Origin of the sequence: Nocardiopsis sp. JB363 (assembly GCF_900143625.1) — a bacterium.
Classification (GTDB): Bacteria; Actinomycetota; Actinomycetes; order Streptosporangiales; family Streptosporangiaceae; genus Nocardiopsis.
Window position 1 is genome coordinate 1 of record NZ_FRFF01000070.1, and the last position, 21,489, is coordinate 21,489.

At 71.0% G+C, this 21,489-nt stretch carries 8 protein-coding genes; all 8 read right to left on the reverse strand.

The genetic code is table 11. From position 1 onward, the window contains the following. Positions 1–3,261 (reverse strand): type I polyketide synthase (locus BQ8420_RS10570; RefSeq protein WP_143847194.1); only part of this gene is annotated, 3,261 nt, incomplete at its 3' end. 87 nt (positions 3,262–3,348) lie between these two features. Then, complete coding sequence (locus tag BQ8420_RS10575) at positions 3,349–8,061, reverse strand: type I polyketide synthase (RefSeq protein WP_087097864.1); 4,713 nt, start codon at positions 8,059–8,061, stop codon at positions 3,349–3,351. Positions 8,062–8,119: 58 nt separating this feature from the next. After that, positions 8,120–16,126, reverse strand: a complete 8,007-nt coding sequence (locus BQ8420_RS10580) for a type I polyketide synthase (RefSeq protein ID WP_087097856.1) — start codon at positions 16,124–16,126, stop codon at positions 8,120–8,122. A gap of 433 nt (positions 16,127–16,559) precedes the next feature. Then, the gene (locus tag BQ8420_RS10585) at positions 16,560–17,825 is read right to left on the reverse strand and encodes a styrene monooxygenase/indole monooxygenase family protein (RefSeq protein ID WP_087097858.1); all 1,266 of its coding nucleotides are present in this window, start codon (positions 17,823–17,825) and stop codon (positions 16,560–16,562) included. A 73-nt stretch (positions 17,826–17,898) separates the two neighbouring features. After that, a complete protein-coding gene (locus BQ8420_RS10590) occupies positions 17,899–18,456 on the reverse strand; it encodes an ATP/GTP-binding protein (protein WP_087097860.1) in 558 nt (185 codons plus the stop codon). Between the two features lie 22 nt (positions 18,457–18,478). Further along, positions 18,479–18,838 (reverse strand): DUF742 domain-containing protein, encoded by a 360-nt coding sequence (locus tag BQ8420_RS10595; protein WP_084392184.1) that lies wholly within the window; start codon positions 18,836–18,838, stop codon positions 18,479–18,481. A gap of 48 nt (positions 18,839–18,886) precedes the next feature. After that, on the reverse strand, positions 18,887–19,312 hold the full coding sequence (locus BQ8420_RS10600; RefSeq protein WP_067597160.1) for a roadblock/LC7 domain-containing protein: 426 nt from the start codon (positions 19,310–19,312) through the stop codon (positions 18,887–18,889). 97 nt (positions 19,313–19,409) lie between these two features. After that, positions 19,410–21,489: ATP-binding protein (locus BQ8420_RS10605; protein ID WP_087097862.1), on the reverse strand; the 2,080-nt coding region annotated here is incomplete at its 5' end.

A 21,489-nucleotide genomic window follows, 5' to 3' on the forward strand; every position in this document is an offset into this window, starting at 1 on the left:
CAGATGTGTATATGAGTCAGGCTCGGGGGTCGGCGCGGGGGTCCGGGAGGCCGGGGCCAGCCGCCCTTCGGCGTGCTCGGTCCAGTGCTCTGCGCCGGAGGTGGACGACAGCAGGCGGAAGTCGCGCGCCCCCCGCAGGTCGGGGGCCTCCACGATGATCTGGAAGGCCGTCCCGGGGCCGTCGGGGTCGATCTCCAGCGGTGCGCTCAGGGTCAGTTCGGCGATCTCGGGACGGTCGCAGACCCGCCCGACGTTCAGGAGCAGCTCCACCGTGGCGGTTCCGGGCAGGATCACCCGGCCGGATACCGCGTGTTCGGTCAGCCAGGGTGCGCGCGTGGTGTCGAGCCGGCCGGTGAAGAGGGTCTGGCCGGTCGCGCCGATCGGGGTCCAGGCACCGAGCAGGGGGTGGTCGGTGGGCGTGAGGCCGACCGATGAGGGGTCACCGGTGAGCTCGGGCTCCTCCATCCAGTACCGGCGGCGTTGGAAGGGGTAGGTCGGCAGTTCGACGTCGTTCGCGCCGGTGCCCAGGACTCGTTCCCAGTCGACACCGATGCCTTGACAGTGCGCCTCGGCCAGCGCCGTGAGGAAGCGGTCGCCGCTGTCCTCGTCCCGGCGGAGGGTGTGCACCACGGGGCGGTCCGCGTGCCCGGCGGCCTCCAGGGTCTGCCGCAACGGCATCGACAACACCGGATGCGCTCCGACCTCGACGAAGGCGTGGCCGGCGGCGGCCAGACGGCGGGACACCGATTCCAGGAGCACGCCGTGGCGCAGGTTCCGGTACCAGTACTCGCCGTCGAGCGTGGTCCCGTCCACGGGCTTCGTCGGCGGCTCGTCCCCCGGTTTCCAGGTGGGCGAGGGCGCCACGGTGGAGTGGAACGGAACGGTGCCCGGTCCGGGGCGCAGGTCGACCAGGCCGGCCCGCAGTTCCTCCTCGACCCGATCCATGAGGAAGCAGTGCGAGGTGTAGTCGACCGGGATCCGTCGTACGAAGGTCCCGTCCTCCTCACGGGCCGCCACGAACGCGTCGACGGCCTCGATGGTGCCGGCGACCGTGCTGGTCTCCGGGCCGTTGGCGCCGGCGAGGACGATCCGGTCCTCCTGGCCTTCGAGCAGACCGGCGAGCTCGGCCGCGCCGAGCCCGACCACGGCGATGCCGCCCTCCCCCGCGACCTTGGCCAGCGCACGGCTGCGGGTGACGACCACCCGTGCCCCGTCCTCCAGGGAGAGGATTCCGGCGACGCAGGCCGCCGCGACCTCTCCCTGCGAGTGGCCGACCACGGCGGAGGGTTCGACCCCCGCCGCACGCCACAATCGGGCCAGGGACACCAGGACCGCCCAGAGGGCCGGTTGCAGGACGTCCGCGGGCGCGTCCTTTCCCATGAAGGGCGGCGCTTGGGGTTCCTGTCGCAGAACCGCCGACAGCGACCAGTCGACGAAGGGGGCCAGGGCCCGTTCGCACTCGGCCACGGACTCGGCGAAGACCGGGGAGTCCGCCATGAGGCCCTTGGCCATGCCCGCCCACTGACCGCCCTGACCGGGGAAGACGAAGATCGGTTTCTCGGAGCGTCCGGCCCGGTGAACCTCACCGGTGACCAGGCCCTCGACGGTCTCGCCCCGAGCCAGGGCGCGCACCCGGTCGGTGAGGGTCTCGGTGTCGGCACCGACGACGACCGCGCGCCGCGCGAAACGGCCACGTGTGGTGGCCAGGGCGCGGGCGACGTCACCGACGGGCGGTGCGTCGCCGGAGTGGTCGGTCACTCGGTCGACGAGACGATCGGCCTGGGCCGTGAGCGCGGCCCCGTCGCGAGCGGACAGCAGCCAAGCGGCGCGCCCCTCGACCAGCGGACCGACGGTTTCCGGGGTCTTCGAGGTCTCGGAGGCGGCCTCGGGGGCCTCCTCCAACACCAGGTGGACGTTGGTCCCGCTGATCCCGAAGGACGACACACCCGCGCGACGCGCCCGTTCACCACGTGGCCAGTCCCGCGCCTGGGACAGCGGCCGCACACCGCCCGAGTCCCAGTCGACCAGGGTGGAGGGGCGGTCGGCGTGCAGGGTGCGCGGAAGCCGTTCGCGGCCCAGGGCCAGCACCATCTTGATGATCCCGACCGCGCCGGCCGCCGCCTGGGTGTGGCCCAGGTTCGACTTGACCGACCCCAGCCACAGGGGCTCCCCGGTCGACCTGCCACCGAACACGTCCAGGAGGGCGTCGGCCTCGATCGGGTCACCGAGTTCGGTGCCGGTCCCGTGGGCCTCCACCGCGTCGATGTCGTCGGGGGTCAGCCCGGCGTCGGCCAGCGCGGCACGGACCACACGCGTCTGCGCGGGCCCGTTGGGCGCGGTCAGGCCGCTGGAGGCGCCGTCCTGGTTGATCGCGCCGCCGCGAACGACCGCCAGGACGCGGTGACCGTTGCGTTCGGCGTCGGAGAGCCGCTCCAGGACGAGGGTCGCGGCGCCCTCGCCGAACCCGGTGCCGTCAGCTCCGGCACCGAAGGCCTTGCAGCGCCCGTCCTGGGAGAGCACACCCTGTTTGGCGGACTCGGCGAAGAGAGAGGGCCCCGACATCACGGTCGCGCCACCCGCCAGGGCCAGGGAGCACTCTCCTTGGCGCAGGGACCGCACGGCGAGCTGGACGGCGGTCAGGGAGGAGGAGCAGGCGGTGTCGATGGTCAGCGCGGGGCCCCGCAACCCCAGGGTGTAGGCGATCCTTCCCGAGGCCACGCTGGCGGCGACGCCGGTCATCAGGTAGCCCTCGGCCCCCTCGGGCATGGGCACCCTGCCCGAGGTGGTGGTCCGGGCGTAGTCCGTCGTGCTGATCCCGGTGAAGACACCGGTGGGCGTCTCGCTCAGGGTGGCGGGGTCGATCCCGGCGCGTTCGAGGGACTCCCAGGTGACCTCCAGCATGAGCCGCTGTTGGGGATCCATGGCCTCGGCTTCGCGGGGGGAGATCCCGAAGAACCCGGCGTCGAACCCGGCCACGTCGTCGAGGAACCCTCCGCCCGCGGACATGCCGGGTCGGGCGCGCATGTCCTCCACGTCCCACCCCCGGTCCTCGGGCAGGTCGCCGATGGCGTCGGCTCCCCCGTCCAGCAGGTCCCAGAGCTCTTCGGGGCCGTGCACCCCTCCGGGCAGGCGGCATCCCATGCCCACGATGGCGATGGGCTCACTGTCGCGCTCACGCATCCGCGTGAGTTCGGCACGGGTGCGTCGCAGGTCGGCGGTGACCCGCTTGAGGTAGTCGAGAACCTGTGCGTCGTCGGTCATGGGCGTGCCTCACCGCTTCACTTCGCGGCACCGCGGTGCCGGGGTTTGGGGCTGTGGTCGTCGGGTTCTTGTCGTCGTCGGCCGGGCTCAGTCGCCCAGGGTCTCGTCGATGAGAGCGAAGAGCTCTTCCTTGGAGGCCGTCTCCAGGTCGGAGTCTCCGGGTCTGGACTGGTCCAGCCGGCCCAGCAGGGCACGGAGCCGGTCCGCGACCAGGGATCCGTCTTGTCCCTCGTACTCGTCGAGGGCGGCGGTGAGGCCGTCGAGACGTTCCAGGACGACCTGCTCCGCGCTGCCGAACACGCGTTCCTCCACGTGCCGGGCCAACGCATCGCAGGTGGGGTGGTCGAAGGCGACGGCGGAGGGAAGTCGGACCCCGGTGAGCGCGGAGAGTCGATTGCGCAGCTCCACCGCCGTGACCGAGTCCATGCCGAGGTCCTTCAGGCCCCGGTCGGACGGGACGGCGTCCCCGGACCGGTATCCGAGGATGGCCGCCACGTGTTCGCACACGAGCTCGGTGAGTACTCGCACCCGTTCGCCGCGTCCCGCTCCGGACAGACGTCCCCGCAGGTCCGCGCCGGGCGTCTCCGGTGTGGCTTCGACGGAAGCGGGCGCCACCGCGGTCTCGACCGGATGGAGGTCGCTGATCAAGGGGCTGGGTCGGTTCGCGGTGAAGGCCACCCGGAAGCGTGGCCAGTCGACGTCGGCGACGGCCAGCGCGGTCCGGTCGTGGTCCAGGACGCGCCGCAACCCCTCCAACGCGGGTTCCGGTTTCATGGTGGGCAGTCCGTGTCGGCGCAGGAGTCCGGCCACGGCCTCGTGACCGGCCATGCCCGCGCCCTCCCAGGCGCCCCACGCGATGGACGTGGCGGGCAGTCCCAGGGACCGACGGTAGTGGGCGAAGGACTCGCAGAAGACGTTGCCGGGCGCGTAGTTGCCCTGGCCGGTCACGCCGAAGACGGCGCCCACGGACGAGAACAGAACGAACGCCGAAAGGTCCAGTCCACTGGTGAGCGCGTGCAGATGCACGGCTCCATCCGCCTTGGCGCGCAGGACCCGGGCGATGGCCACCGGGTCCAGGTCGGCCACGGCGCCGTCGTCCAACTCGGCGGCGGTGTGGAACACGGCCGTGAGCGGGAGGTCCCGGGGGATGCCGGAGAGGGCTTGGGCGAGTTCGGCGCGGTCACCGACGTCGCAGGCGGTGAGTGTGACCCGCGCTCCGGCGGCGCGGAGTTCGGCGGTCAGTTCCTCGGCCCCGGGGGCCTCGGATCCGCGGCGGCTGAGCAGGAGGAGGTGCTCCGCTCCCAGTTCGGCCAGGCGGCGCGCGGTGTGCGCGCCCAGTCCACCGGTGCCGCCGGTGACCAGGACCGTGCCCGAGGGCTTCCAGTCCCGGACTCCTTCCTCTCCGAGCGGCGCTCTGGCGAGTCGCCGCGCCAGCACCGTCCGTCCACGTACCGCGAGCTGGTCCTCACCCGGTGCGGCCCGTCCAGTCAGGACCGCGGCCAGGACGGTTCCGCTCTCCGGATCGCCGGTGTCGGGAAGGTCGACCAGACCACCCCAGTGGTCGGTGTGCTCCTGGGCCGCGACCCGGCCGAAGCCCCACAGCAACGCGGCGGCGGGATCGTTCACGCCGGTGCCGCTTTCGACCGCCCCACTGGTCAGGCACCACAGCCGGGCGTCGATCCCGGTGTCGAGCATGGCCTGGAGGGTGAGAAGAGCGTCCTTGTGGGCGGGGTCGGTGGACGGGGGGCGGATCTCGTCGGGGGCGGTGTCCAGGGCCGTGGTCAGCAGGACGCCGGCGATGCTCCCGACCCCGTTCCGAGCGGTGTCGAGCAGTGCGGCCACGGAGTCCCGCCCGGCGTCGTCGGGCAGGTCGAGGACGCGGGTGCGGTGGCCGCCGGCCTCCAGGGCCGCGACGCAGCTTTGAAGCGCCGGCCCGCTCCGGGAGCCGACCAGCAACCAGGTGCCCCGATCGGCGGCCGTGGCCGGCGGGTTCGTGGCGGCGGGGGACTCCGGAACGGTCACCCATTCCTCGCGGTAGGTCCAGCCGCCGGTGGGTCCACCGTCGTCGGCGGTGACGAGGCTTTCGGAGGGCCTATCGACGGCCACGGTCTCCGGCCCCGGCCGCCAGTAACGCTGTCGCTGGAAGGCGTAGGTGGGCAGGTCGACGGGGGTGGACTCCGCGTCGAACAACGGGGTCCAGTCGAGGTCGATCCCGTGGACGTGGGCCTGTCCCAGGGCCGTCAGGAACCGGACCGGGCCGCCTTCGTCACGGCGCAGGGTCCCGAACGCGACCGTGTCGTCGGCCCCGACGGACTCGGCGGTCTCCTGGAGGGCGGGAGTGAGCACCGGGTGCGGTCCGACCTCGACGAACACGTCGTGTCCGGCGGCGATCAGGGCCTCGGTGGCCTCGGCGAAACGCACGGGTTCGCGCAGGCCCTGGAACCAGTACGCCGCGTCCAGGGGACGCCCGTCCAGGAGTTCACCGGTCAGGGTGGAGTACAGGGGGATGTCCGGTCGGGCCGGCTTGATCTCGGACAGTTCCTTGTGGACGCGCTCGCTCAGGACGTCCACGAACGGTGTGTGCGACGCGTAGTCCACGGCGATCATCCTGGCCCGGACGCCTTCGGCCTCGTACCCCTCGACCACCCGGGCCACCGCTTCGGGTTCACCCGCGATGACCGTGCTCGAAGGGCTGTTGACCGTGGCCACGTGAACCCGCTCCGCCCACGGAACGAGGCGGTCGCGTACGGCCTCGGCGGGACTCGCCACCGAGGCCATCGCCCCGGTCCCGGCGAGTTCGAGCACGGCACGGCTGCGCAGGGCCACGATCTTCGCGGCGTCCTCCAGGGTCAGGGCGCCCGCGATGTGCGCGGCGGCGACCTCTCCTTGGGAGTGGCCGATCACGGCGGCCGGAACCAGACCGTGCGCCATCCACAGGCGGGCCAGGGAGACCATGACCGCCCACAACGCGGGCTGCACCACGTCCACACGGTCCAGGGCGGGTGCGCCCCGCGTGCCTCGGAGGACGTCGGTGAGCCGCCAACCGACGTGGGGTTCCAGCGCCCGTTCGCAGGCGCCGACGTGCCGGGCGAACTCGGCGGAGGCGTCCAATAGTTCGACCGCCATGCCCTCCCACTGGCCGCCCTGTCCGGGGAAGACCAGTACGGGACGACGGTCCGGGCGGGCCCGGCCGGTGGCCACGGTCGCCCCCGGTGTCCCCGTCTCCAGGGAGGTCAGCGCGGTCAGGAGTTCGTCACGGTCGCGTCCCACGACCACGGCCCGGTGTTCCAGGGCCGAGCGCGTGGTGGCCAAGGTCAGACCGACGTCGGCCGGCAGGAGGTCGGGTCGGCCCTGGACGTGTTCGCGCAAGCGCGCGGCCTGGGCGGTGAGCGCCTGTGGGTTGCGGGCGGACAGGGGCCAGACGGCGGCCCCGGTCACCGAGGCCGGCCGCGCGGGGACGTCCCGTGGGCCGGGTTCCGGTGCCTGTTCCAAGACCAGGTGGGCGTTGGTTCCGCTCATCCCGAACGAGGAGACGGCGGCCCTGCGCGGTCGACCGCCGTCCGTCCAGGGGCGGGATTCCTGCAGGAGTCGCACCCCGCCGTCCCAGTCCACGTAGGTGCTGGGTTCGTCCGCGTGCAGGGTGGGGGGCATGACGCCGTGGCGCAGGGCCTCGACGACCTTGATCACCCCGGCCACCCCGGCGGCGGCCTGCGGGTGTCCGATGTTGGACTTGAGCGAGCCCAACCAGAGCGGATGGTCCGCGGAACGCTCCCGCCCGTAGGCGGCGATCAGCGCTTGGGCCTCGATGGGATCGCCCAGGGTGGTCCCGGTGCCGTGGGCCTCTACCAGGTCGACGTCGGCGGGGGTCAGCCCGGCGTCGGCGAGGGCCCGGCCGATCACCCGGGTCTGGGAGGGACCGTTGGGGGCGGTGAGTCCGTTGGAGGCCCCGTCCTGGTTGACCGCGCCGCCCCGGACGATCGCCAGGACGCGGTGACCGTTGCGTTCGGCGTCGGACAGACGTTCCAGCACGACCATCCCCGCCCCCTCCGAGAAGGCGGCTCCGTCGGCGTCCCGTCCGAAGGCCTTGCATCGGCCATCGGGGGCCACCCCGCGCAGCCGGGTGAACTCGGTGAGGGTGCCGGGGGTCGACATCACCGTGGCGCCGCCGGCCAGGGCCAGCGAGCAGTCTCCCTCGCGAAGGGCGCGCACGGCCAGGAGCATGGAGACCAGCGAGGAGGAACAGGCGGTGTCCACCGTCAGCGCCGGGCCGATCAGCCCCAGACAGTAGGAGATACGACCGGAGGCGACACTCGACGACACCCCGGTCAGGGTGACGCCGTCGGCGGTGGGCCTGTGCACCGGCGGCCCGTACTCCTGTTGGACGAGCCCGACGTAGACACCGGTCTCGCTGCCGGCCAGGGAGGCCGGGGCGATCCCCGACCGTTCGAGCGTCTCCCAGGCCAGTTCGAGCAGGAGGCGCTGTTGGGGTTCCATCGCCTCGGCCTCACGCGGCGAGATACCGAAGAAGGCCGGGTCGAAGTCGAAGACGTCCCGCAGGAAGGATCCCCGGTCCATGTCGACGAGTCGGCCGTTCTCTCCCTCCGCCAGGAGTCCCGACAGGTCCCATCCACGATCGTCGGGGAGGGGACCGACCGCCTCCCGCCCCTCGGAGACCATCTCCCACAGCTGCTCGGGGGTGTCCACTCCACCCGGCAGCCGACATCCCGTACCCACGATCGCGATGGGCTCGGGATCGGAATCGCTCTCCAACTCGGCACGAAGCCGGGAGTTCTCCTTCATCGCGGTCCGGAGCGCCGCGACCAGGCGTTCGCTTTCGCTGCTCAACTCAAGCTCCTCGTCAAACGCTCGGTCCCCGCAGTGCGAGGTCCACCAGTTCATCGACATCCATCTCGTCGATGTCGTCCCCGCTTCCGGTCTCCGTGCGAAGCGCATCGGTCCGGTGCCTACCGACCCGCTCGGCCACGGCCTCGGGTTCCGGGGCCAGGAGACCGCCGAGCAACCGTGCCAGCGCTCGGGGGGTGGGGTGGTCGAAGACGGCGGTGGCCGGAATCCGCACCCCGACGGCGGTGCTGAGCCGATTGCGCAGCTCCACACTGGTGAGCGAGTCCGTGCCCTGCTCGGTGAAGGGGCGGTCTGGGTCCACCTCGGCGGCCGAACCGGCCCGGTGCCCCAGGACCACGGCGGTATGCGCGCGGACCTCCTCCAGCAAGGCGCGGGACCGCTCGTCCTCGTCCATGGCGGCCAAACGCGCGGCCGGGTCCCCCGCCCCGTCCGCGCCGCCGGTGGAACCGGAGGCGGTGGACGCGAAGGGCACGACGCGCTCGGCGCCGGGTTCGGGCAGGAGCCCACGGAGCACGCTGACGTCGGCGGCCGGGGTGAGCCACGCGGGTACCACGTGGATCGGATCGCGTGAGAGCGCGGTGTCGAACAGGTCGAGCGCCGCGTCGGGCCGCATCGGCAACAGGCCGCTCCGGCCGAGTACGGCCAGGTCGGTCTCCTCCAGATGACCCGTCATACCGCTGCCACCGGCCCACAGACCCCACGACAGCGAGATGGCGGGCAGACCCTCGCCGCGCCTGAGGTGGGCCAGAGCGTCACAGAAGGAGTTGGCCGCCGCGTAGTTCGCCTGTCCCGGGTTGCCCAGCACCCCCACGGCCGAGGAGAACAGGACGAAGGACGACAGGTCGTCGGTGAGCTCGTGCAGGTTCCACGCCGCGTCGACCTTGGGGCGGAGCACGGTGTGCAACTGTTCCGGGGTCAGCGAGGCAACGGTGGCGTCGTCGAGCGCGCCCGCGGCGTGGACCACCGCGCGAAGCGGACGGTCTCGCGGTACCGCGGCCAGGACACGACCCAGTTCCTCTCGGTCGGCCGCGTCACAAGCGACGACCTCCACGTTCGCGCCGAACGCCTCCAGTTGGGCGGTCCGCTCCGCCTGTCCGGGGGTGTCCGGACCACGACGGCCGAGCAGCAGCAGGTTCCGGACCCCGTAACCGGTGACCAGATGGTGCGCCAATCGATGGCCGAGCCCGCCGGTGCCACCGGTGATCAGTGTCGTGCCCTCCTGGGGGAAGGGCGCGGGGACGCTGAGGACCAGTTTGCCGACGGTCTCGCCACGCTGGAGCACCCGGAAGGCCTCCTGGACCTCACCGACGTCGTACACGGTGGTGGGCAGAGGGCGCAGGGCGCCCTCCTCGAACAGCTCCATCACCCGCGCGAGCATGTGGCCGATCCGTTCGGGGGCCACGTCCGGCAGGCTGAAGGCCTCATAGGAACGGCCCGGATACTCGGCGGCCACGTCGTCGGCGTCGCGGATGTCGGTCTTGCCCATCTCCACGAATCGGCCGCCCGGTCCCGCGCCGTCTCCGGGCGAACGCAGCAGACGCAGCGAAGCGTCCACGAACCCGCCCGATAGCGAGTTGAGGACCACGTCGACGCCCCGGCCGTCGTTGGCCTCCCTCAATCGGTCCTCGAACTCCAGCGTGCGGGAGGAGGCCAGCCGTTCCATCGGGAGACCGTAGGCGGCCAGCCCGGGCCACTTGTGCGGGCTGGCGGTGCCGAACACCTTGGCGCCCATGTGTTGGGCGAGCTGGACGGCGGCGGTGCCCACGCCTCCGGCGGCGGCGTGCACGACCACGCTCTCGCCGGGGCGTACGGCGGCCAGGCCCACCAGGCCGTGATAGGCGCTCAGGAAGGCCACCGGTACCGAGGCCGCCTGCTCGAAGGTCCAGCCCTGGGGCATGCGGGCCAGACGCGCGCGGTCCGCCACGGCGAAGGGGCCGAAGGCGCCGTCGAACATCCCCGCCACCCGGTCGCCGGGGGCGAGGTCAGTCACCTCGGATCCCGTCTCCAGAACGACACCGGCACCCTCGATGCCGATCCCGGTCTCTCCGTCGACCAGTCCCAGAGCGACCACGACGTCCCGGAAGTTGACGCCGGCGGCCCGAACGGACACCCGGACCTCGCCCGGTGCCAGCGTGGCGCCGGCCCCCGGCGCAGGCAACGCTTCCACTGAGTCCAGGGAACCGGGGCTCAGCGTGTCCATCCGCCACACCCGTGTGGAGGGCGCCAAGATGCCCGTTGCCTCGTTCGAGGGCCTCCTTAGACGGGGGACCAGAACGGAGCCCGAGCGCAGGGCGATCTGCGGTTCGTCGAGTTCGAGCGCCGAGGGCAGGACCTGGTGGGACTCCTCGGCGCCGTCGGAGTCCAACAGCACCAGGCGGCCCGGGTGCTCGCGCTGAGCGGCACGGAACAGTCCCCAGACGGGGCCGGCGGCGATCCCGGGGAGCGGTTCTCCCGGCTCGACGGCGACCGCGCGCCAGGTGACCAGGACCAGGCGGGAGTCGACCGTGCGTTCGTCCGCCAGCCACGCGCGAACCGATTCCAGGGCCGAATCCAGCCCCTGTCGCACCGCGTCGGGCAGGGTGTCGCCCTCGGCGTAGACCACGGAGGCGGGCAGCTCGGCACAGACCAGTGCGGGCACCGGCGCCTCGGGGTCCAGGTCCGCCAGGGAGGGGAGGGTCTCCGTACCGGTCTCCTCGGCTTGGAGATGCGGGGGTTCCACCGTCTCCCACCGGAGCTCGTACAGCTCGGGAAGTTCGCCCGGCTCCGGTTCGGGAAGAGCGTCCCGACCCAAGGGCCTCAGGGCCAGTTCGTCGACGGACCAGAGCGTCGCGCCTTCGGTATCGGTGGCCAGGAGCCGGTAGCGGTCACCACCCAACGGGGTGAGCCGCGCCCTCAACGTCCGAGGCGTCTCCTCTCCCTTTGCGGCGACCAGGCGGACGCCGCTCCAGGCGAACGGCACCACGGGGCCGTGGTGGTCTCCACCGCCTCCCGGCAGCAACGCGTGCAGGACGGCGTCCATCAGGGCGGGGTGGAGCGCGTGGAACACCTCGCCCGTGACGGCGGGGTCCGGCAGTTCGACCTCGACGAAGAGCTCGTCCGCGTACCCGTGCACCGACTTCAGCCCGCGGAAGGCCGGACCGTATCCGTAACCTCGAACGCTCAGGTCGGTGTAGTCGACCGGGATCCGTTCGGCGCCGGACGAGGGCGGGATGGTCGATCCCGGTTCCGTGTTCCCGGGGGTCTCCCCGGCGGTGACGGAGCCGGAGGCGTACCGGATCCAGGGACTGTCGACGGTGGCCTCGCGACGCGCGTACACGTTGACTTCGCGATGCCCCCGCCCGTCCAGGGCCGCGACGAGCACCTGAAGCTCCGCCGCTCCCTCCCGCCCCAGTGTCAGGGGGGCCTCCAACACCAGGTCGGCGACGAGGTCCGCGCCCACGCGCGCTCCCGCTCGGGCGACCAGGTCCACGATCGCGGTGCCGGGCGCCATCACCCGGCCCAGGACCCGATGGTCGGCGGTCCAAGACTGTTGGGAGACGGAGATCCGCCCGTTGAAGACCGCTCCCCCGTCGGCCAGGGAGAGTCCGTCGTCCAACAGTGGGGGCGCGGCCTCCTCCGAACGGACCTCGGGTCCACTCGGCACAAGCCAGTGGCGCGAACGCTGGAAGGGATCCTCCGGAACCGTGACCGGGGCGACCTCGTCGGCCACCCCCTCCAGCACCACGTGCGCGTTGGTGCCGCTGATCCCGAAGGAGGACACCGCCGCCCGCCGGGGGCGTCCGGTGTCGGGCCAGGCGGTCTCCTCGGACAGCAGGCGCACACCGCTGCCTCGCCACTCGACCCGTTCCGTGGGCTCCTCGACGTGCAGGGTCCGTGGCAGGCGGCCGTGGCGCAGTGCCTCCACGGTCTTGATCACGCCGGCCACCCCCGCCGCGGCCTGGGCATGACCGATGTTGGACTTGAGCGATCCGAGCAACAGGTCGTGCTCCCGCTCGTGCCCGTAGACCGACATCAGGGCGCGGGCCTCGATGGGGTCACCGAGCCGGGTGCCGGTGCCGTGCGCCTCGACCGCGTCGACCTCACCGGCGGTGAGCCCGGCCGCGGACAGGGCCTGCCGGATCACCCGTTCCTGGGCCTCCGGGTTGGGGGCCGTCAGCCCGTTGGAGGCTCCGTCGGAGTTGACGGCGCTACCGCGCAGCAGCGCCAGCACGGGGCGACCGTTGCGGCGGGCCTGCGAGGCCCGTTCGAGCAGGAGCATGCCCGCCCCTTCCGCCCAGGCCGTGCCCTCGGCTCCGGCACCGAAGGCGCGGCAGCGTCCATCAGCGGACAGGCCGCGCTGGGCGGAGAACTCCAGGAACATCCCGGGGGTGGCCATGACCGTCGCGCCACCGGCCAGCGCCATGGAGCACTCGCCCCGGCGCAGGGCCGCGGCCGCCTGGTGCAGGGCGACCAGCGAACCCGAGCAGGCGGTGTCGATGGTCAACGCGGGACCGTTGAGCCCGAGCACGTAGGCGATACGGCCGGACGCCACGCTCAGCGTGCTTCCGGTCAGTCGGTACCCGCCATCGGTGTCACCGGCCGGGTCGGCCAGTCGTGCGCCGTACTCGCTGGGCATCGCACCGACGAAGACGCCCACCTGTCGGCCGCGCAGTTCCTCGGTGTCCAGGCCGGCCCGCTGGATCGCCTCCCAGGAGGTCTCCAACAGCAGCCGCTGTTGGGGGTCCATGGCGTCGGCCTCGCGAGGGCTGATCCCGAAGAAACCGGCGTCGAAGAGGTCGGCGTCGTAGAGGAAGCCGCCGTTGCGCGTGTAGGTACGCCCGGGGGTACCGGGTTCGGGGTCGTAGAGGGATTCGAGATCCCACCCACGGTTCTCCGGGAAGGTTCCGATGGCGTCGGTCCCCTCCTCCAACAACCGCCACAGCCGTTCCGGGGAGCTCGCCCCACCGGGTAGGCGGCAGGCCATCGCGGTGATGGCGATCGGGTCGTCGTCCACGGGGCCCACGGGCGTGGGCTCGGCGGAGGCCGCTCGGCGCGGCGCGGACTTCTCCCGCTCACGGGCGGGTGGTTCCTCACCCAGTTCCTCGGCGACGTGCCCGGCCAGCGCGGCCGGGGTGGGGAGTTCGAAGAGGACGGAGTCCTCCAGTCGGACACCGGTCTCGTCCTCGATGAGGTCGGCCAGTTCCAGCAGCATGATGGAGTCGAAGCCGAGATCGCGGAAGGCCCGCCGCTCGTCGGCGGGGTCCAGCTCGTCCAGTTCCAGCACCTGGGCGCTCAGGGACGCCACCAGTCCGGAGGCGCCACCACCGGACGCGTCGAGCGGCGCGGGTGCGTTCTCCGGCGTCGCGGTGACCGGTACGACCGGGGTGAACTCGGGCCAGTGCCGGGCGCGTTGGAAGGGGTATGTGGGCAGGTCGACGTGGCGCGCGCCCGAGCCCCTGAAGAGGTTTCCCCAGTCCACGTCCAGTCCGCAGGTGAAGGCCTGGGCCGCCGCGGTCAGCAGCTGGGCCTCGTCCCCGTGGTCCCGACGTAGGGTCTCCAGCACCGCGCCAGGCGTCTCACCGGACGCCAACACGCGTTCGATCCCGTGGGCGAGGACGGGGTGCGGGCCGACCTCGACGAAGGTGTTGTGCCCCGCGGCCACCGCCTCGGCCACGGCGTCGGCGAAACGGACCGGGTTGCGCAACCCCAGGTACCAGTACCGGCCGTCCATGGCCGGTCCGTCCTGGCGCAGCTCACTCCCGGTCAGTGTCGACAGGACCGGAACGCGGGCCGGATTCGGGGTGACGCCGTCCAACTGTTCGAGCAGGGTCTCCCGGACCCGCTCGACGTGCGCGGAGTGCGAGGCGTAGTCGACGTCCACCAGGGCGGCGTGCACTCCGGCGTCCACACAGTGGTCCACGGCGGCGCGCACCGAGGCCGGGTCGCCCGAGACCACCACGGATTCGGGGCCGTTGACCGCCGCCAGGTGGAGGTCGTCCAGCGAGTCGAGGAGTTCTTGGACCCCTTCCGGGGAGAGCCCGAGGGAGGCCATGGCCCCGCTGCCGCCGAGGGAGGTCAGCGCCTGACTGCGCAGTGCCACCACCTTGGCGGCGTCCTCCAGGCTCAGCACGCCCGCCACGTGGGCCGCGGCGATCTCGCCCTGAGAATGACCGATCACCGCCGAGGGGCGCACCCCCAGCGCCTCCCACACCCGGGCCAATGCCACCATGACCGCCCACAGGACCGGTTGCACGACGTCCACGCGGGCGTCGGGGCCGACGTACCGGGGCGCTCCAGGCTCCCCGCGCAGCACCCGGGTGAGAGACCAGTCGACGTAGGGGTCCAGGGCCCGCTCGCACTCACGCAGCCGCCGGCCGAAGATCCTGGCGAGTCGACCGTCGCCGTCCAGGAGCGGGCGGACCATGCCGGCCCACTGCCCGCCCTGCCCGGGGAAGACCAGGACCGGACCCCGGTCGTCGCGTTCGCCCACCGGCACGCCGGAGGGACGGATCGACTCCAGGTCGCGGGTGCCGTTGCCGCCCGGGGCGAGGATGACCGCGCGGTGCTCCATGACCGTGCGGGTGGTCGCCAGCGAATAACCCACGTCCTCGGGGCGCAGGCCGGGCCGCTTGGACACGAAGGAGTGCAGGACCGAGGCCTGGGCGCGAAGGGCCTCCTCCGAACGGGCCGAGAGGATCCAGGGCACGGGGTCGAGCGTGCCCTCCCCCGGCGCCTGTCCGGGGGTGTCGGGCGAGCGCCGAGGCGGCGGCGCCAGGACCAGGTGGCAGTTGGTTCCACCCATGCCGAAGGAGGACACCCCGGCCAGGGGCGCGTCGGTCGGCCAGGGCTCCCGGACGGTCTGCGGGACCAGCCCCAGACCCTCCATGTCGATCTCCGGGTGGGGAGCGTCGAAGTTCCTGGTGGGGGGCAACAGACCGTGGGAGAGGCTGAGCACGACCTTCAGCAGGCCGACGATCCCGGCGGCGCCCTCCAGGTGTCCCACGTTGGTCTTGACCGAGCCCACCCGCAGGGGGCTGGAACGCTTGGCGAAGACGGTGCCGAGCGCGGCGGCCTCTACCGGGTCGCCGGCCGGGGTGCCCGTGCCGTGCAGCTCCACGTAACCCACGTGCGCGGGGTCGATCCCGGCCCGACGGTGGGCGGCGCGCAGGACCTCCGCCTGCCCTTCGGGTTCGGGCCGGGCCAGGTAGGGGGTGGGGCCGGAGTTGTTGACCGCTCCGCCGGACAGGACGGCGTGGATGTGGTCGCCGTCCGCCAGCGCGCGGTCGAACGGTTTGAGGACGAGTACGGCCCCACCCTCGCCTCGGACGTAGCCGTTGGCACGGGAGTCGAAGGTGTAGCAGTGGGCGTCCGGCGACAGACCACCGAACCGCTCGACGTAGTCGGTGCTCCCGGGGAGCAGGATGAGGCTGACGCCGCCGGCCAGCGCGACGTCGCACTCGCCGTTGCGCAGGCTCTCCATCGCCGTGTGCACGCCGACCAGGGAAGAGGACTGCCCGCTGTCCACGGTCATGCTCGGTCCGCGCAACCCGAGCGTGTAGGAGACGCGGTTGGCGATCATGCCGCGCTGGCCACCGGTCAGGCTGTGGTGCGAGGCGGGCTCGTCCCGAAGCAGGAGGGAGTAGTCGGAGGAGATCGCGCCGGTGAAGACCCCGGTCCTGGTGCCGTTCAGACTGTCGGGGGCGGTACGCGCGTTCTCCACGGCCTCCCAGCTCAGTTCGAGCATCAGCCGCTGTTGGGGATCCATCGCCACGGCCTCGCGCGGGGAGACACCGAAGAACGCCGCGTCGAAGTCCTCGGCGCGGTCCAGGTAACCGCCCCAGCGATGGTCCCGTTCGGCAGAGGTCCACCCCAGACGTTCGGGCGGCGGCGATATGGACTCCCGCCCCTCGCACAACAGCCGCCAGAAGGCGTCCGGCGTCGAGGCGCCGGGAAGACGACAGGCCAGCCCCACCACCGCGATGGGCGAGCGGGAGGCGACACCGCCTTGAGAGTCCCTGGTCATCGCGTTCCTCCGGTCGAACTCGACGTCCTCCCCCGGGCGGGTCCTGGCCCGAGGCAAGTCACGGCTCGGCTTGAAAAGTCTCGTGAAGGTGCACGCGCACTGCCCTTTAAGCGCAGTTCAGGGTGGGTCCGACAGACACGAGGCCCCCGTCTCCGAAACCGATGCTCAATCCGGAAATCGACCACAGGGACAAACAAGCCGCACACGGCTCGATTAACACTCCAACCACACGTTCCCCACCCGTGGTTTCGAGCCGTCCGCAGGGTGGATGCTATCTGCGATTCAGGACAGATGACAACGGAACACTAGTTTTCGGTCATTCCATCATGAGCATTCGGAGCACGGCACAACTGTGAATTTCCTGCCACCGTTATCAAAAAGAAGTGCCCGATGTCCATGGACATCGGGCACTACGAGGCGCAGCAGGTTCCGGTCACGCTCCGTTGCGCGCTCGAACCTCGGCGACGTACTTCATGGCCTGTTCCGGATCCAGGAGCCAACTGGCGTAGTCAGGCGGATAGTCCCATCCCTGAATCCAACGATCGGCCACCTCCGTGTGCACCGAAGCCGTCTCGACCAGCTCATAGAAGTGGGGAGGTAGATCGCCTTCATCCCACATAGTGGAATTCATCTCAGACCACATCTGGTTGTGGAGACCGAATTCCCAGAACTTGTCGAAGGCCGCCACCAGGAACTCCTCATCGAACCGGCGATCACCGTGTTCCATGATGGCCTCAAGGTAGGCCTTCGCGCATCGCGTGGAATTGTTCCAGCTCTGCCCCACATAGGGGTCCATCGTGACGACGACATCCGCCATACCCAGGACCTTTCCCCCCGAGGGCAGGGTCCCGACCGGGTTGCGCACCTGTGGGGTGAGGTCCTCGATCAGAGTGCTGCGACCACCGTCCACCAGCGCCGCGTCCCTGACTCGCTCGTAGTACTCAGGGGAGTACTGGCGAAGCAGATCCTTCATGCGGCGCAACTGCTCTTCGGGACCCGGCCGGTCGGGCCAAGCGTCCATGGGGCCGCCACGCTTGTCCACCATGAGCAGGTTGTGGCATGGGCCCTCCTGGCTCAGCATGGGGAGGAAGATGGTGTTCCCGGCCTCCTGGGCAGAGCAGGCCCAGCCGACGTTGTCGTCGTCCTCGGTGCTCGGCCAGACATCGTAAATCTGCGCCTGTGCGATGGACCGAGGCCTGGCTCCACTGAATCGGCTCTCGTCGTAGTCGAAGAGCTGACCGAGTTCTCCATGGCCGACCGCGACGATGATCAGGTCGAACATCCGGGAGAAGTAGTCGAGGTCGGTGACGGTGACGCCGTGGATGACGACCTTGCCGCCACGATCCTCGAAGAACTCCAGCCAATCGGCCATCTTGACACGGCGGTCCACCGCCACCATGTAGTCGTTGGCCATACCAGTCCGGCCCTTGAGGGAGAGGATCGGTTGGTCGGCTCCGGGGTAGAGATGGATTCGCTGCTGCCGGATCTGGGGACTGAGCGCGCTCCACAGATCCAGTTCGTACTGGCGCTCGTATTCGAGAGCGGTGGGGAAGGTGAACTGCGTGACGGACGGCCGTCCCGTCCGGATCTCCGTCGAGGACTGCCCCGTGATCACCGTGACGTCGTAGCCATGGGTCAGGAGACCGTGGGCCAGGTGCAGGCCGGCGTGGCCGGCGCCGACGATAAGGATCTTGCGCATTGTGTCGCTAACTTTCCTGGGAATCTACGGGGCAGTGGGAGGGTCGACCACGGGTCCGAACGGCCCCAGTCCGTCAGGCGACGGGCTCGCTCGTTCGGTTGTGCTCCAGCGCGTACCGCAACAGGGTCTTGAGTACGTCGCCGCCGGACATCCGGTGCCGGGCGTCGAAGTCGATGATGGGCACCTCCGGACTGACCTCCAGAGCCTCACGGACCTGCTCCGAGGTGTAGTCGAGGCGGCCCTCGAACTTGTTGAGCGCCACGATGTAGGGGATGCGCTTGTTCGTCTCGAAGTAGTCGACGGCGTCGAAGGAGTCCGCGAGCCTTCGGCAGTCGACCACGACCACGGCACCGACTGCGCCGCGGACGAGATCGTCCCACATGAACCAGAACCGGGCCTGACCCGGTGTACCGAACATGTACATGACCAGCTCATCGTCGATGGTGATGCGACCGAAGTCCATCGCGACGGTGGTGGTCGTCTTGTCCGGTGTGGCCGAGGTGTCGTCGTGTCCGACGCTGGCCTCGGTCATGATCGCTTCGGTCGTGACCGGTGGAATCTCCGACACCGAGCGCACCAAGGTCGTCTTGCCGGCGCCGAAGCCACCGGCGATGACGATCTTGCTCGACATCTTCTTGCGATTCGACCTGCTGTCACTGGAAAAGTCGTTCGAGACCACGAAGAGCCCTCTCCAGAACCTGGTTTTCGGATGGACTGCTGCCGGTGATGGTCGGGTGGATGTACACCAGGTCCTGCTCAGCCAGGTCACTGACCAGCACCTGCGTGACACCCAGAGGGATGTTCAACTCAGCCGAGACCTCGGCGAGAGAACGTGTCTCCCGGCACAGCTTGTGGATATTGATCGACTCCGGCATGAGGGTGCCAGGAGGGTCCTGCCCGGGCTCGGACGTCGAGACCAGGGTCTGCACCATCAGCGGATGCCGCGACCGTGTGCGTCCACCCGTGAAGGTGAACGGGCGAACACGGTTACTCCTTCGCCTTCGGAAGCTCATAGCCGAGGCAACCTCATTCCTGCCGAACCGTTACGGAACACGCCGTCGTCAGTTCTGGATGACTTCGCGCAGCTGCGAGCGCAGCTGCGGCGTGAGCACGTGGGCGACGTTGTCCACGAGCTTGGCCATCTGGAAACCGACGATCTTCAGCTCCGTACCGGGTGCGGTCAGCACCGCCATGCAGGAACCGTCGCTGATGGCCATGATGAAGAGGTGGCCGTGGTTGAAGCGGACGAGCAACTGCTCGCACTCGCCCCGCTGGAACAGTCCGGCGCCACCGACCGCCAGGCTGTGCAGACCGCTGGAGATCGCCGCGAGCTGCTCCGCGTGCTCTTCGGGGAAGTCGCTGGAGTGGGTCAGCACCAGGCCGTCGGAGGAGACCACCACGGCGTGCTCGACACCGCGCACGTCCCGGACGAACCGGTCGATGAGCCACGAGAAGTTCTCAACGCTGTCGTTCGTGGATTCAGTCATGCTTGTGCTCTACCTGCCTCGGCCGAGTTTCTTGTTTCGCTAGGGATCTGGGGGCCGGCGGAACCGCGCCGTGCCGCGGGGGTCGCCGTGTCGGTCGTCATTCCTGGTCGCCCTCGAGCTCCTCGCCTTCGAGAGCGGCGCGTTCCCCGTCGAGGAAGTCGCCGATCTCGTCGCGGATCTGCTCCGCCCTGGCCTCGCCGGTGAGCTTGGCGGGGGTGTCCTCCCGGCCCTCCGGCGCGGGCGGCGGGTTGTCCGAGAGCGCCCCGGGGTGCGGCATCATCCGCAGCGGCGAACCGTGCGGGGTGGCGCTGCGCCGGGGAAGACCGGCCGATGTGACGGTGGACCTTCCACCGGAGGGCGTTTTGGGGCCCCCGTTGGAGCCCTTCGTCTGACCGTTGCCGGACGGGGACGGGGTCGATCCGATCGGTGTCACGGAAGCGCTCGCGCTCGGGGTCGTCGAGGTTCGGGCCTGTCCGGGAATCCGGGGGGTGGCGATCCGCAGAAGTCCCTCGGGGATGATCGTGTAGGCACTGACCCCACGGAAGGAACGAGGTTCCAGACGGGCTTCCAGGCCGTGCTTACGGGCGATGCGGCTGGCCACGTACAGGCCCATGTGCCGGGGCACCTCATCGTCCAGGACCGGTTCGCCCTCCAGCCGGTTGTTGAGCTCGGCCAGCTGGGCCTCGGGGATGCCCACGCCCTCGTCCTCGACGACGATCATCAGGCGCCCGTCGTTCAGCTCCTGGGCGCTGATCACCACCTGTGAATGCTCGGGCGAGTTCGCGGTGGCGTTGTCCAGCAGTTCCGCGAGGAGGTGGCTGATGTCGTCGGCGGCCAGACCGGTGATGGAGGCCTGGGGGATCTTGCCCAGGGTGACCCTGGGGTAGTCCTTGATCTCCGAGGTCGCCGCGCGGGCCACGTCCAGCAGCGGGACGATCTCGTCGTGGGCATCGGACTCGCCACCGTCGTGCCCGGTCAACACCAGGAGGTTCTCTCCGTTACGCCGCATACGGGTCGCGAAGTTGTCGATCTGGAAGAGCTTGTCGAGCAGGTCGGGGTCCTGGGCGCTGGTCTCCAGCTCCTCGACCATCTCCAGCAGCGCGTCGACCAGGGAGAGGTCGCGCATCGCCAGGCCGGCGAGCGCCTCGTTGAGGAGATCGTCCCTGGAACCGCGCAGAACCTCGGAGACGGCCTCGGCCACCTCCGCCTTGGCGGCGTCCTCGTCCTGGCCGGGGGCGCTCTCGGGCGCGGGCGCGTCGGTCTGCGCCTCCCCCTTGGTCGGGGCCTCGGCGCGCGGCCGGTCCGCCTTCGGGGTCGCCTCCTCGTCCGCCTCCTCCGAACGGGTGAGCGCCTTGTCCTGGCGCACCTCCGGGGAGACGGTCGGTTCGGCGCGCTCGGCGAACAGGGTGGCGGCCGACTCGGCGGTGATCACCTGCGGCTGTTGCCCGGCGGAGAGCACGATGACGTGCTGAACGGGCTGACCGTAGGGGTTGACCTGGCCGTAGGGGGCGAACTGCCCCGGGTAGACCATCGGCTGCCCCGGAAGGACGTAGCCGGGCGGCTGGTAGGGCAGCGGATAGGCGTTCTGGTACGGCATCGGCTGCGGATAGGCCGGATAGTGCTGCGCGGGGTGCGGCGCCGGTGGCTGCGGCGGGTAGCCGGCCTGCGGATACCCGGCGGGCGGCGCGGTCGGGTGACCCTCGGGGTGCGGCCGCTGGTAGTAGTACGAGCTCGGCTCGGCCCGGTAGCCGTAGTCGGGGTACCCCTGGGGGCCGGGGTACGCGGGCGGTCCCTGGTGGCCGTACGGCCCGGGGTGACCCTGTCCCTCCCCGTGACCCTGTGGCGCGCGGTACTCGTGCGGGGCCGCGGGTCCGTAGTGTCCCCGCGGGGCGTAGGGGTCCTGACCGACCGGACGCTGCTCCCGGTCGTGTTCGGGGCCTTGGGGCCGGCCGGGCGCGGGGTGCCGCGACTCGTACGGCGTCTGCGGCGCCTGTGGGGCCTCCCCGTACCGCGGCGGCCACTGACTCTGCGGCGCCGGGGGCTCGGCCGGCGGCCACGGGGCCTCGGGCGGAGCTTCCGAGCGCGGCGGCTCCGCGCCGCGCCCCTCGGCCCGGTGCGGTTCGGGGGCCGCGTACTGACCCGGTGCGGGCCGGTGGTCGGCCTCGGCGGGGGTGGGT